This is a genomic window from Kitasatospora sp. NPDC058115 (assembly GCF_042884635.1).
Taxonomy (GTDB): domain Bacteria; phylum Actinomycetota; class Actinomycetes; order Streptomycetales; family Streptomycetaceae; genus Kitasatospora.
Map to the genome: position 1 here is coordinate 179,979 of NZ_JBHVTL010000007.1, position 12,876 is coordinate 192,854.

The 12,876-nt window shown below is 74.3% G+C and carries 12 protein-coding genes and 1 riboswitch; of the genes, 2 read left to right on the plus strand and 10 right to left on the minus strand.

The window, feature by feature from the left end; all coding sequences use genetic code 11:
- The 3 genes from ACFVVL_RS10005 to ACFVVL_RS10015 form a co-directional block, all read right to left on the minus strand.
- Window positions 1-687, minus strand: coding sequence for a copper homeostasis protein CutC (locus ACFVVL_RS10005; RefSeq protein ID WP_380290760.1), 687 nt, complete (start codon window positions 685-687; stop codon window positions 1-3).
- 163 nt (window positions 688-850) lie between these two features.
- Window positions 851-1,825 carry a hypothetical protein gene (locus ACFVVL_RS10010; protein ID WP_387673036.1) on the minus strand — a complete coding sequence of 325 codons (975 nt, stop codon included), beginning with the start codon at window positions 1,823-1,825 and terminating at the stop codon, window positions 851-853.
- Complete coding sequence (locus ACFVVL_RS10015) at window positions 1,822-2,214, minus strand: PadR family transcriptional regulator (protein ID WP_387673039.1); 393 nt, start codon at window positions 2,212-2,214, stop codon at window positions 1,822-1,824. The genes ACFVVL_RS10010 and ACFVVL_RS10015 overlap by 4 nt, the downstream gene beginning before the upstream one ends.
- 81 nt (window positions 2,215-2,295) lie before the next feature.
- Here ACFVVL_RS10015 and ACFVVL_RS10020 point away from each other — a divergent pair, with 81 nt between their 5' ends.
- Entirely contained in the window at window positions 2,296-2,946 is a 651-nt protein-coding gene (locus tag ACFVVL_RS10020; RefSeq protein WP_387673042.1) for a hypothetical protein, read from the plus strand.
- Window positions 2,947-3,000: 54 nt separating this feature from the next.
- Here ACFVVL_RS10020 and ACFVVL_RS10025 read toward each other — a convergent pair whose 3' ends face one another.
- The 7 genes from ACFVVL_RS10025 to thrC form a co-directional block, all read right to left on the minus strand.
- Window positions 3,001-5,763, minus strand: coding sequence for an FtsX-like permease family protein (locus tag ACFVVL_RS10025; protein WP_387673045.1), 2,763 nt, complete (start codon window positions 5,761-5,763; stop codon window positions 3,001-3,003).
- Complete coding sequence (locus ACFVVL_RS10030) at window positions 5,763-6,509, minus strand: ABC transporter ATP-binding protein (RefSeq protein WP_380290751.1); 747 nt, start codon at window positions 6,507-6,509, stop codon at window positions 5,763-5,765. Before ACFVVL_RS10030 ends, ACFVVL_RS10025 begins: the two co-directional genes overlap by 1 nt.
- A gap of 155 nt (window positions 6,510-6,664) precedes the next feature.
- A complete protein-coding gene (locus ACFVVL_RS10035; protein ID WP_380290749.1) occupies window positions 6,665-7,024 on the minus strand; it encodes a hypothetical protein in 360 nt (119 codons plus the stop codon).
- A 96-nt stretch (window positions 7,025-7,120) separates the two neighbouring features.
- Window positions 7,121-8,743 carry a chaperonin GroEL gene (gene groL, locus ACFVVL_RS10040; protein ID WP_380290747.1) on the minus strand — a complete coding sequence of 541 codons (1,623 nt, stop codon included), beginning with the start codon at window positions 8,741-8,743 and terminating at the stop codon, window positions 7,121-7,123.
- 315 nt (window positions 8,744-9,058) lie between these two features.
- Window positions 9,059-9,262: a cold-shock protein gene (locus tag ACFVVL_RS10045; RefSeq protein WP_030289665.1), complete on the minus strand. Its 204-nt coding sequence runs from the start codon at window positions 9,260-9,262 to the stop codon at window positions 9,059-9,061.
- 586 nt (window positions 9,263-9,848) lie between these two features.
- Complete coding sequence (locus ACFVVL_RS10050) at window positions 9,849-10,124, minus strand: MoaD/ThiS family protein (RefSeq protein ID WP_380290745.1); 276 nt, start codon at window positions 10,122-10,124, stop codon at window positions 9,849-9,851.
- A 60-nt stretch (window positions 10,125-10,184) separates the two neighbouring features.
- Window positions 10,185-11,465, minus strand: coding sequence for a threonine synthase (gene thrC / locus ACFVVL_RS10055; RefSeq protein WP_387673050.1), 1,281 nt, complete (start codon window positions 11,463-11,465; stop codon window positions 10,185-10,187).
- A gap of 16 nt (window positions 11,466-11,481) precedes the next feature.
- Window positions 11,482-11,613, minus strand: a riboswitch (SAM riboswitch).
- Between the two features lie 161 nt (window positions 11,614-11,774).
- Here thrC and ACFVVL_RS10060 point away from each other — a divergent pair.
- Window positions 11,775-12,815: a glucosyl-3-phosphoglycerate synthase gene (locus tag ACFVVL_RS10060; protein WP_380290741.1), complete on the plus strand. Its 1,041-nt coding sequence runs from the start codon at window positions 11,775-11,777 to the stop codon at window positions 12,813-12,815.
- Window positions 12,816-12,876 lie beyond the last annotated feature (61 nt).

Here is a 12,876-nt window from a genome sequence, read left to right on the forward strand (position 1 = left end):
TCAGCCGTCGATCATCGCCCGCCACTCGGCGACCTTGGCGGCGTCGACCGGCGTCTGCCAGCCGTCCACCCGGACGGCCCCGCCGACGTGGAAGGCGTCGAACCCGGCCGCCCGCAGCCCCGGCAGGTGCTCGGCCCGCAGGCCGCCGCCGATCAGGATCCGCTGGGTGTGGCCGGGCTCGCCGGCCCGGGCCAGCTCGGCCAGCAGGACGTCCCGGCCGGCGTCCACGCCGCCGGCCGCGCCGGAGGTGAGGAAGGTGTCCAGCCCGGGCAGCGCGCCGACGGCCGCGCGGACGGCGGCCCGGTCGGCGCTGTGGTCGATCGCCCGGTGGAAGGTCCAGCGGCAGCCGGCCACCGCCTCGGCGACGGCCTCGGTGGCGGCGAGGTCGACAGCGCCCGCGGCGTCGAGGAAGCCGAAGACGAACTCGTCGGCGCCCTCGGCCCGCAGCGCGGCGGCGCGGGCGCGCAGCTCGTCCAGGTCGCCGGGGGCGAAGCCGTCCCGGATGCGGAGCATGACGCGCAGCGGCAGCTCGACGGCGGCACGGATCCTGGCGAAGTCCTCGGCCGACGGGGTGAGACCGTCGGCGGCCATGTCGGTGACCAGTTCGAGCCGGTCGGCGCCGCCCGACTCGGCGGCCTGGGCGTCCTGGGGCGTCAGCGCGATGACTTCGAAAATTGGTCTAGACATATCGGATAGCCTGCCACACCGGTCCGCCCCCCGGCGAGCCCCGTGCGGCCGGTTGGCCGGACAACGCGCCCCTCCCGGGAACGCGCGACGGCCGGACGCCCGGGTCACGCACCCCGGTCGTCCGGCCGTTCGCGGGGCGGCGAGGCCCCGGCCGTCCCCGCCCTCAGGCGAGGCTCCGGCCACCTCCCGCCCCGGCACCGCCGCGGCGCAGCAGCCGGCCTGCCGCCAGCAGCACCACCAGCACCGCGACCGCCATCGGGAGCAGCCGCCACACGCCGCCGACCGTCTGCCAGACGCGGAACAGGTTGAACCCGGCCGTCAGCGGCAGCACCGCGAGCCCGATCGCCGCCGGTACCAACCGCTCGCGCGCCGCGAAGAGCAGCGCGAACAGCGGGACGAGCAGCAGCGCCGCGGCCGCCGCGCCGTCCATCAGCACGAAGGAGCCGTAGAAGTCCTCCGCCCACAGGACCAGCCCGCCACCCACCGCCGCCGCGACCACCACGGCCCGGTCGCGCCAGCTCGGACGCTCCAGCAGCTCCTGCGGCGCGAGCGCGAGGAGCAGGCCGGCGAGCAGCGCCGGGGACGCCTGGGCGATCTCCAGGAAGCAGAGCCAGGTGTTGGGGGCGTAGGCGACGGCCGCCCACACCGCCCCCCAGAGCCCGACGAACGCCACGGCGAGCGCCGCGAGCCGCGCGAGCCGCCACCGGCCGGCCAGGACCGCGGCGGCCAGCAGCAGCGGCGCGATCACCATGCCGACGCCCCACAGGAAGTAGGGCACCTGGACGAGCCGGTCCGGCAGCCTCCACAACAGGGAGTACCCGCCGGGGCGGAGGGCGTCGTACCCGACCAGGGTCAGGCTCAGGCCCGCGATCGCCCCGGCGATCAGCGGCGCGGCCAGCGCGAGCAGCCGGCCCGCGAGCGAGGTGGCGGTCAGACCGGTGCGCATCCGCAGCCCGTACGACCCCAGGTCGAGGGCCTCCCGGACGGTGGCGAGCCGGCCCGCCCCCTCCGTGCTGTCCGCGAAGACGGCGGACAGCTCGTCACCGCGCTCGCGCCGGTAGCGGGCCGGGTAGAGCCGGAGCGCGGCGCGGAACGCCACCGGGTCCGCCACCATCCCGGGGAAGGACTGGATCGTCATGCGTAGGCCCCCCTGACCTTGATGAATGCGAGCTTGGCCGACCCCGCGGCGGGCCGGACGACGGTCGGGCGGACGGCCGCCAGCCGCCGCTCGGCCTCCTCGGCGACGGCGCGCAGCCGCTCGGCCTCGGTGGCCAGCGCGCCCCGTCCGCCCTCGGTGAGCGCGTAGGTGCGCCGGGCCCGCCCGTCGACGATCTCCTCGGAGGCGACCTCGATCAGGCCCTGCTGGAGCAGCCGGTCGAGGGCGCCGTACAGCGTGCCGGTGCGCATCTTGACCCGGCCCTCGGAGATCGCGGAGATCTCCTGGATGAGCGCGTAGCCGTGCCTGGGGGCATCGGCCAGCGCAGTGAGCAGAAGCAGTGTCGGTTCCTGCATGGCCCGTTCCGTCATGGAGCTACATATACCTCTCGCCGACATATCCAGTCCAGTGGAATCGACCGTTCGTGCGGCGCCGCCCAGCAGAATGGCGCCATGCCCGACGCCGACGCCCCCGCCGACCTGCTCGCCGCCTGGACCGCCCTGCTGCACCGCTGCGGCGCGCACGCCGACCCCGCCCCGGCCGGCCGGGAGCTGCTGCGCCGCTGGTCCGAGCCGCAGCGCCGCTACCACACCACCGACCACCTGCGGGCGGTGCTGGGCCACGTCGACGCGCTCGCCGGGCACGCCGGCGACCCGGACGCCGTCCGGCTGGCCGCCTGGTTCCACGACGCCGTCTACCGCCCGGACCGCTCCGAGAACGAGGAGCGCAGCGCTGTCCTCGCCGTCCGCGCGCTCGCCGGGCTGGGGCTGCCGGCGGCCCGGGTGGAGGAGGTCGCCCGGCTGGTCCGGCTCACCGTCACCCACCACCCCGCGCCGGGCGACCGCGACGGCGAGGTGCTGTGCGACGCCGACCTCGCCGTGCTCGGCGGTCCGCCGCAGGACTACGCGGCGTACGCGGCGGCCGTCCGGGAGGAGTACGCCTTCGTGCCGGCGCCGGACTTCCGCGCCGGGCGCGCGGCCGTGCTCCGGCAGTTGCTCGCGCTCCCCGCGCTCTACCGCACGCCCACCGCGCACGCCCGCTTCGACGCCGCCGCCCGGGCCAACCTCGCCGCCGAACTCGCCCGCCTGGAGACCGCCGGCTGAGCGCACCCACCCGGCCGGCGGCCTCCGGGCCGGGCGGCGTGACGCCGCCCGGCGTCACGCCGCCCGGCGCGCCAGCGGCAGCCGCGAGCGGGTGAACGCGGCCGCGCCCAGCCCCGCCACCACCGGCAGCACCACCGTGATCATCACCAGCAGCCCCCACGGCGCGGTGAACGCGGCCGCCGGCTCACCGATCCGCCCGCTCGCGTGCGAGCGCAGCAGCGCCGCCGCGGGCACGAACCCGCTGACCGTACCGATCACCGCCCCGAGCCCCGCGATCAGCGTGCTCTGCAGGCCGGCCTGCACCCGGTGGATCCGCGGCGGCGCACCGACCGCGGCCAGGGTGGCCCGGTCGGCCAGGGAGTCGGCGGCGGCGAGACCGGTGGCCACGGCCGCGGCGCCCAGCACCACCACCCCGGCGAACCCGGCGAGCGCGAGGCCGATCACGTCGTCCTTCGGCTGGAAACCGCGTTCCACGTGCAGCGTCGCCCGCGGGACGACCTGGGCCACGTCGGCCTCCACGCGCTGCTGCACCTTGGCGGTGGGCGGGTGCGCGGGCCGCCACACCGAGCCGATCGACTCGGTGGCGAGACCGGCCTTGCGCACCGCCTCCGGGCTCATCAGCAGCCCCCCGTACCGGGCTGCGTCCGGGTTGTCGACCAGGAGCGCGTCGACCGCGATCTCCTTGACGCCCGGCTGCGGCGCCTCCCCCGGCTGGACCGGGCCACCGCCGGCCGCGCCCATCATGGTGAGCACCGCCCGGCCGTCGTGCAGCCGGTCGCGGTCGAAGACGATCGCCCGGCCGGCGGCCAGGGCCTCCTCGACGGCCCGGTCGTCCACCCCGAACAGGTTGCGCAGCACCGTCGCGTCGCCGACCAGCGCGCGGCTCCCGGGGCCGCCGTCCTCGAACCGGCCGCCCGTGCCCTTGGCCCGCACCGCGCTGGAGCAGCCCTCGCAGAAGACGTACAGCATGCCGTGGACGTCGGCGCGCGCGCCCGCGTCCGGCAGGTCCCGCTCGACGGCGGCGCGCAGCCGCGGCAGCTGCGGGTCGTCCGGCTTCATCGGGGCCTCGACCACGACGGCCCCCATCGGGGCGGCCGGCCGGTAGGCGGCCCGGTCCTGGGCCTCGGTGCCGGTGGTGTAGACGCCGACGGCGACGGCTCCGGCGACGGCGGCCATCACCGCGGCCACGGCGGGCGCGGTGCGTCCGCGGTGGCGGGCCGAGTCGCGCAGGGCCAGCCGGGGGCCGAGCGGCAGCCGGGCGGCGAGCCGGCCGGACAGCGCGATCAGCAGCGGGGTGAGGAGCAGGAAGCCGATCTCGGCGGTGACCGCCCCGGCGAGCACGGTGAGCGCCTTCCGGGTGAGCCCCTGGAACACCGGCAGGCCGGTGGCGTCCTGGCCGCCGGCGCCGTAGAGCGCCAGGCCCGCACCCGCGACGACCAGGACCAGGCCCAGCAGCGGGAGCCTGCGGCTCGGCGCACCGACGGCGTCCCGGCCGGTGAGGCCGGCCACCACGTCGCGGCGCGCGGCCTGGACCGCGGGCACCACGGCGGCCAGCAGCGCGGTGACCACTCCCACGGCGGCGATCGCCAGCAGGTCGAGCGGCGCGATCGCGAAGTGTCCGAAGCGGCTGCCGCCGGCCTCCTCCGCCCAGGTCCGCAGCACGGCGACCAGTCCGACGCCCGTCACCAGGCCGACGGCCGCCCCGACGGTTCCGAGCACCAGCCCGGAGCCGAGCACGACCGCGCGGACGTGGCCGCGGTCGCCGCCGGCGGCGCCGATCAGGGCGAGCTGCCGGCGCGCGCGCCGGGCGCCCACCGCGAAGGCCGGTCCGGCCAGCAGGGCGACCTCCAGCAGCGCCATCCCGGCCACCGTGGCCAGCACCACGACCCGCTTGTCCGCGTCGGGGAGCCTGAACAGATCGGGGTCGTAGGTGACGGCGGACGCGGGCGGCGGATCGAGCGCCACGGCGCGCGAGGTCACCGTGAAGCCGTACCGGTTGAGCGTGCGGACGGCGGGCCAGTCCAGGGCGGCGCCGCCGGGCATCCGCACCAGCCAGCGCTCCGGGCGGCCCTCGTCCGCCCCGGCCACGGTCAGCCCGGACGGGCCGCCCGCGGCGGACGGGGCCGCCGCGGCCAGCGGGGCGGTCAGCTCGCCGGGCCGGGCCACCAGCTCGACCTTGTCGAGGTCCCCGGGGTACTCGACCACGGCGGTCAGCCGGAACGGCGTCGTGTCGAGGCCCTTGACCGTGGTGGAGTCACCGATCCGCAGTCCGGCCTCGGTGAGGAAGGCCCGGGTGACGGCCGCCTCGTGCGGCGCGCTCGGCGCCCTCCCCTCGACCAGGTCGAGCCGGCCCTGCCAGATCCGGTCGGTGAGGTCCGCCTCGGAGGTCGAGGTGGTGAACAGGCCCTCGCGGGTGGAGGTGCTGACCGCCGGCCCGGGGGTGGCCGGCAGCAGCAGGGCGCCGGCGGGCAGCAGCCCGGCGACCAGGCCGCTGGGGGAACCCGCCGCGGCGGCGGCCGCCACCGAGGCCGGATCGGTCCGGTCCTCCTGGAGCACCTGCACGCCGTCCTCGGCGAACGGTCCCTGGTCGACCGAGCGGCCCGGCCGGTGGGCGGTGATCAGGGCGTCCGCCCCGCCCATCAGCCGTTCGACCCGTTCGCCGGGGGTGAGCTGTCCACTGCGGTGGACGACGTCGGCGCCGGCGACACCGAGCACCGGAAGCGCGACCATGGCGGCCACCAGGGCGCTGCGGCCCTTGGCGCGCAGGGCGTCGCGGCGGGCGATCCGCAGGGCGACGCGCAGGGCGGAGAGCTTCATCACCGGCCGCCGTTCCCGCCGACCGGCAGCAGCTGCGCGGCCTGCCGTCCGCTGGTCTCCTGGACCACCAGGCCGTCGCGCAGCACGACCACCCGGTCGGCCCAGACGGCGTGCCGGGCGTCGTGGGTGACCATCATGGCGGCGGCCCCCGCGTCGCAGCGCGCCCGCAGCACGCCGAGCACGGCCTCGCCGGTGGCCGAGTCGAGGGCTCCGGTGGGCTCGTCGGCCAGCACCAGCCGCCGGTCGCCGACCAGCGCGCGGGCGATCGCGACCCGCTGCTGCTGGCCGCCGGACAGCTGCTCGGGGAAGCGGTCGGCCAGCTCGCCGATGCCCAGCTCGTCCAGCGCGGCCCGGGCCTCGCGGCGGGCGGTCCGCCCGGAGACGCCGTCCAGCTCCCGGGGCAGCGCGATGTTCTCGGCGGCGGTCAGCGCGGGGACGAGGTTGTAGTCCTGGAAGACGTAGCCGACCGAGCGGCGCCGCACGGCGGCCAGGCCGGTGCGGCTCAGCGCGCCGAGTTCGACGCCCTCGACCAGCACCTGTCCGCGGCTGGGCCGGTCCAGGCCGCCGGCCAGCGTGAGCAGGGTGGACTTCCCGGAGCCGGAGGGCCCCATGACGGCGACGAACTCGCCGGGGCGGACGGCCAGGTCGACGCCGCGCAGCGCCTGCACCTCGGCCGCGCCCGCGCCGTGCACCCGGGTGACCGCCCGCAGCTCCAGGACGGGCCGGGTCGGATCTGACTGGGACATGGGTCTCCCCCTCGCTTGGCCGTGAAGGCTCAGACGGACTGTATAAGTCGGTAGACTACATATGCCGTCCATCGGTTCCGCAAGCCGTGAAAAAACCGCCGCCGTGCCCAGGGGCACGACGACGGTCGGAGCCGGCGTCCGGAGGAGAGGGGAGGTCAGGTGAGCGCCCCCACCGCGGCGACCACGACGCCGCGCTTGCCGCACACCCAGTGCGGGTCCGGCCCCAGCTCGGGCTCCACGCCCAGCGCGTGCGGATCCCCGTCCGCCGCGCAGTCCTCGCACAGCGGCCAGCGCCCGTGGCTCTCCAGCAGCGCGTCCTGGACGTCCTGGGCCACCAGGCCCAGCACGAACGCGGCGCCGTCCGGCCACTGCTCCAGCCACCAGCGCCGGTGCGTCACGGCCTGCTCCACCAGCGACACCACGGCGGCGTCGGCGGCGTCCCGCGCGGTCAGGTCGGCCAGGATCAGCGCCCGCGCGGAGTGCAGCGCCGTCTCGATGTCGTCTGTCGTAGCCATCCGTCCAGTCTCCCAAGAAGCTCCGGGAACGCCGCACGGGCGGCTCCCCGGAGGGAACCGCCCGTGCGAGCGAGAACAGCCGATCCGACCAGCGGATCAGAAGTCCATGTCACCGCCCGGCATGCCGCCGCCGGCGGCCGCGGCGGCCTTCTCCGGCTTGTCGGCGATGACGGCCTCGGTGGTGAGGAACAGCGCCGCGATGGAGGCGGCGTTCTGCAGCGCGGAGCGGGTGACCTTGGCCGGGTCGATGATGCCCTCGGCGACCAGGTCGACGTACTCGTTGGTGGCGGCGTTCAGGCCGTGACCGGCGGGGAGGTTGCGCACCTTCTCCACCACGACGCCGCCCTCAAGGCCGGCGTTGGTCGCGATCTGCTTGATCGGGGCCTCCAGCGCGACCTTGACGATGTTGGCACCGGTGGCCTCGTCGCCGTCCAGCTCCAGCTTCTCGAAGGCGACACCGGCCTGCAGCAGGGCGACGCCACCACCGGCGACGATGCCCTCCTCGACGGCGGCCTTCGCGTTGCGGACGGCGTCCTCGATGCGGTGCTTGCGCTCCTTGAGCTCCACCTCGGTGGCCGCGCCGGCCTTGATGACGGCCACGCCGCCGGCCAGCTTGGCGAGGCGCTCCTGGAGCTTCTCGCGGTCGTAGTCCGAGTCGCTGTTCTCGATCTCGGCGCGGATCTGGTTCACGCGGCCCGCGACCTGCTCGCTGTCGCCGCCACCGTCGACGATGGTGGTCTCGTCCTTGGTGATGACCACCTTGCGGGCGGTGCCCAGCAGGTCGACGCCGGCGTTCTCCAGCTTCAGGCCGACCTCCTCGGAGATCACGGTGCCACCGGTGAGGATGGCGATGTCCTGGAGCATGGCCTTGCGGCGGTCGCCGAAGCCCGGGGCCTTGACGGCGACGGACTTGAAGGTGCCGCGGATCTTGTTCACGACCAGGGTCGACAGGGCCTCGCCCTCGACGTCCTCGGCGATGATGACGAGCGGCTTGCCGCTCTGCATGACCTTCTCCAGCAGCGGCAGCAGGTCCTTGACCGAGCCGATCTTGGAGTTGGCGATCAGGATGTACGGGTCCTCGAACGAGGTCTCCATACGCTCCAGGTCGGTGGCGAAGTAGGCCGAGATGTAGCCCTTGTCGAAGCGCATGCCCTCGGTGAGCTCAAGCTCCAGACCGAAGGTGTTGCTCTCCTCGACGGTGATGACGCCTTCCTTGCCGACCTTGTCCATGGCCTCGGCGATCAGCTCGCCGATCTGGGTGTCGGCGGCGGAGATGGAGGCGGTGGAGGCGATCTGCTCCTTGGTCTCCACGTCCTTGGCCTGGGCCAGGAGCTGGTCGGAGACGGCGGTGACGGCCTTCTCGATGCCACGCTTCAGGGCCATCGGGTTGGCGCCGGCGGCGACGTTGCGCAGACCCTCTCGGACGAGCGCCTGGGCCAGCACGGTGGCGGTGGTGGTGCCGTCACCCGCGACGTCGTCGGTCTTCTTGGCGACCTCCTTGACGAGCTCCGCACCGATCTTCTCGTACGGGTCCTCGAGCTCGATCTCCTTGGCGATGGAGACACCGTCGTTGGTGATGGTGGGGGCGCCCCACTTCTTCTCCAGCACGACGTTGCGACCCTTGGGGCCGAGCGTGACCTTCACTGCGTCGGCGAGCTGGTTCATGCCACGCTCAAGGCCGCGGCGAGCTTCCTCATCAAAGGCGATGATCTTGGCCATCTGAAGTGGTCCTCCGGGACACGGTCGACTGCTCGGACCAAGGGGTGCCCGCGACGGACGGCCCTGGTGTGCGGGGGTCCATTCCCCTACCGCTCCCGGGGGCCTCACCGACCCGGTCCGCTTGTCACTCTCAAGCTCAGAGTGCTAACGCCAATGATTAGCACTCTGGGTGGGCGAGTGCAAGCCCCGCGGGCAACCGCGCGAGCCGCGGCAGCATGAACGGCGGGCCCGTGCGACGTGTGTCGCACGGGCCCGCCGTGAAGCAAGAGGCGCACCAGCCGATGGGCCGAGCCGAACTCCTGGGTGTCGGAAAGGTCAGACCGCCGCGCGGACCATGTCCGCCTGCGGGCCCTTCTGCCCCTGAGAGATCTCGAACTCGACCCGCTGGCCCTCCTCAAGGGTGCGGTAGCCGTCCATCTGGATCGCGCTGTAGTGGACGAAGACGTCCGCACCACCGTCGACCGCGATGAAGCCGTAGCCCTTCTCCGCGTTGAACCACTTGACGGTGCCCTGAGCCATTCCGAACTCCCCTAGTGCTGTGCTGGCCCTTCACGCCCCCGCAGGTCTGCGGACGCGGGTCTGGTTGGAGGCCGGCCCGGGGAACCCCCCCTGGGCGCGGCCGTGCATGCCGCAATCCTCCCGGGTCCGCCGAACGGCATCCGGCGAACGGGCGATTGCGTCGACCGCGGCTGAATGTATCCGGATCGACGCCCTCTGCAACAGGGCCAATGTCGGGGAATTCACCCGGAGCCGCAGCGGACAGGACGGGCGCAATCCACAGGAAAGCCGCAATTCCCACCGGACATAGCGGACGTATTACCCAAAATCCCTGTCAGAATTCTGACACCGGCCTGACATGTTTCCCGGGGCCCCACGCCCGGCCCCGTCCCGAGGGGCGGCCGGCGACGGCGGTGGCGGTGCGGTGGATTCGTTCCCGGACAAGGGGAGGAGGGCGGCCCCTGTTCCCGGTCGAGCGACACTTTACTCCGACCGGGACCGAAAATATTCCCGCCAAAATACGCGCGGCCGTCCGCGGCACGGAATTCCGTGTCGCGGACGGCCGGTCAACGGCACATCCGCCCGGCGGGAACGGGCGCGGCGGGGCTCAGCCGCCGGCGACCGCCGGAATGATCGAGATGTTGGCGCCGTCCTTGATCTCCGTCGCCAGGCCCTCGGCGAAGCGCACGTCGTCGTCGTTCACGTAGACGTTGACGAAGCGGCGCAGCTTGCCGGTGTCGTCCAGGATGCGGGCGGCGATCCCGGCGTGGTTCTTCTCCAGGTCGGCGATGACCTCGCCCAGGGTGGTGCCCTCGGCGGGCACCTCGCTGGCGCCGCCGGTGTAGGTGCGCAGGATGGTCGGGATGCGGACGTTGGCGCTCATGGGGGTCTCCTCGGTGCGGGCGCGGGGGCGGCGCGGGGGGGCGGGTGGAGCGTGGAGGGATCAGGCGGACGCCAGGCCGGCGCCCCGGAAGGACTCCAGGGTCGGCCGGATGACGGCGGTCATCCCGGCCTCCGAGACGGCGTCGAGGGTCTTCAGGCCGTCGCCGGTGTTGATCGCGACGGTCTCCTTCGACGGGTCCAGCCGGCCGGTCTCGACCAGCTTCTTCAGCACGCCGACCGTCACGCCGCCCGCGGTCTCCGCGAAGATGCCCTCGGTGCGGGCCAGCAGCCGGATCGCGGCCACGACCTCCTCGTCCGTCACGTCCTCGACCGCGCCGCCGGTGCGCCGGGCGATGTCCAGCACGTACGGGCCGTCGGCCGGGTTGCCGATCGCGAGCGACTTGGCGATGGTGTCCGGCTTGACCGGCCGGATCACGTCGTGGCCGGCCTTGAACGCGGCCGAGACCGGCGAGCAGCCCGCCGCCTGGGCGCCGAAGATGCGGTACGGCCGGTCCTCGACCAGGCCGAGCTTGATCAGCTCCTGCAGACCCTTGTCGATCTTGGTGAGCTGTGAGCCCGAGGCGATCGGGATCACGATCTGCTCCGGCAGCCGCCAGCCCAGCTGCTCGCAGATCTCGTAGGCGAGCGTCTTGGAGCCCTCGCCGTAGTACGGCCGCAGGTTGACGTTGACGAAGCCCCAGCCCTCGCCGGCCGGGTCGCCGATCAGCTCCGAGCAGAACCGGTTCACGTCGTCGTAGTTGCCCTCGATGCCGACCAGCTCGCCGCCGTACACCCCGGCCATCACGACCTTGCCCTGCTCCAGGTCGTGCGGGATGAACACGCAGGACCGGAAGCCCGCCCGGGCCGCCGCCGCGCCCACCGCGCCGGCCAGGTTGCCGGTCGAGGAGCAGGACAGCGTGGTGTAGCCGAACGCGCGGGCCGCCTCGATGGCGCAGGCCACCACGCGGTCCTTGAAGGAGTGGGTCGGGTTGCCGGAGTCGTCCTTGACGTGCAGCTGCGCGGTGAAGCCCAGCTCGCGGCCCAGGTTGTCGGCCTTCACCAGCGGGGTCCAGCCCGGGTTCAGGTTCGGCTTGCTCGCGACGTCGGCGGGCACCGGCAGCAGCGGCGCGTAGCGCCAGATGGACGCGGGACCGGCCTCGATGCGCTTGCGCAGCTCCTCGGCGCCCTCGCTGCCGAAGTCGTAGGCGATCTCCAGCGGGCCGAAGCACTCCAGGCAGGCGAAGCTGGGGCCGAGCGGGAAGCGGGTTCCGCACTCGCGACAGGACAGCTGGGCGGCGGGGCCGAGGTCGACCGTGACGGGTGCGGCGGTGTCGATGGACATGTGGCGGAGGCCTCTCTCCTCATCTTCCCCGTGACGCGGTCGCGCCCGGGCCGGAATTGGCACCTGTCCCGCCGGGGCCGTACGCCAGCCGTGCGAGAAGGTTGCCGGGACGTCAACGGGCCGTTCCCTCAGTCCCTCTGGATGAGCTCTGTGAAGTTGTGGTCCTGCTCAGCGGTGACCCCGGCGTGCGAAGGTCCGACCGCTGTACGAAGACTGTATCCGAAGGCGTCAACCCCGAACGGCACCGTCCGCCACGCGAGATGCCCCGTCCCACCAGGCCCCGTCCCCGAGCCCGCCGAGGAGAGCACCGTGCCCCCCGAACCGACCCCCGAGCTCCTCCCCGAGACGGCGTCCTGGCTGCGCCGGCGCTCGTGGAGCGCGGCCGACCGCCCGGTGCACACGCTGCCGGCGGCCAAGCGCGCGCTCGGCCCGGCCGGCACGGTCAGCGTCGTGCTGCCCGCCCTGGACGAGGAGGCCACCGTCGGCGAGATCGTCCGGATCATCCGCCGCGAGCTGATGGAGCGGCTGCCGCTGGTCGACGAGCTGGTGGTGGTCGACTCCGGCTCCGCCGACGCCACCGCCGAGGTCGCCGCGCGGGCCGGCGCGACCGTCGTGCACCGCGACGCGATCCTGCCCCGGCTGCCCGCCGCCCCCGGCAAGGGCGAGGTGCTCTGGCGTTCGCTGCTGGTCACCCGCGGCGAGATCGTCTGCTTCGTGGACGCCGACCTGCGCGAGTTCGACCCGGCCCTGGTCTCCGGCATCATCGGCCCGCTGCTCACCGAACCGGACATCCAGCTGGTCAAGGCGATGTACGACCGCCCGCTGGAGACGGACGGCGCGGTGGTGCCGGCCGGCGGCGGCCGGGTCACCGAACTGGTCGCCCGCCCGCTGCTCAACCTGCACTGGCCGGAACTCGCCGGTTTCGTCCAGCCGCTCGGCGGTGAGTACGCGGCCCGCCGCTCGCTGCTCGAACGGCTGCCCTTCCCGACCGGCTACGGCGTCGAGCTCGGCCTGCTGGTGGACGCCCTGGAGACGGCCGGACTGGACGCGCTCGCCCAGGTGGACGTCGGCGTGCGCCACCACCGGCACCAGGACGGCCAGGCGCTCGGCCGGATGGCCGCCACCATCTACCGCACCGCGCTGGAACGGCTCGACCGCGCCCACCGGCTCAAGGCCTCCGCCGACCTGCTGCACCCCCGGCTCACCCAGTTCACCCGCGACCCGCGCACCCGCGCCTTCACCGCCCACACCCACCCGGTGACCGCCGTCGAACGCCCGCCCATGCACACCGTCCCCGAGTACGCCACCCGCCGCCGGGAGCCCGGCTTCCGGGTCAGCCGGGGGTCGTGACCTGACCCACGTGTCAGGCCCAGGGGGGTTTGCCACCCCGGACCCCCGGCAACCAACCAAC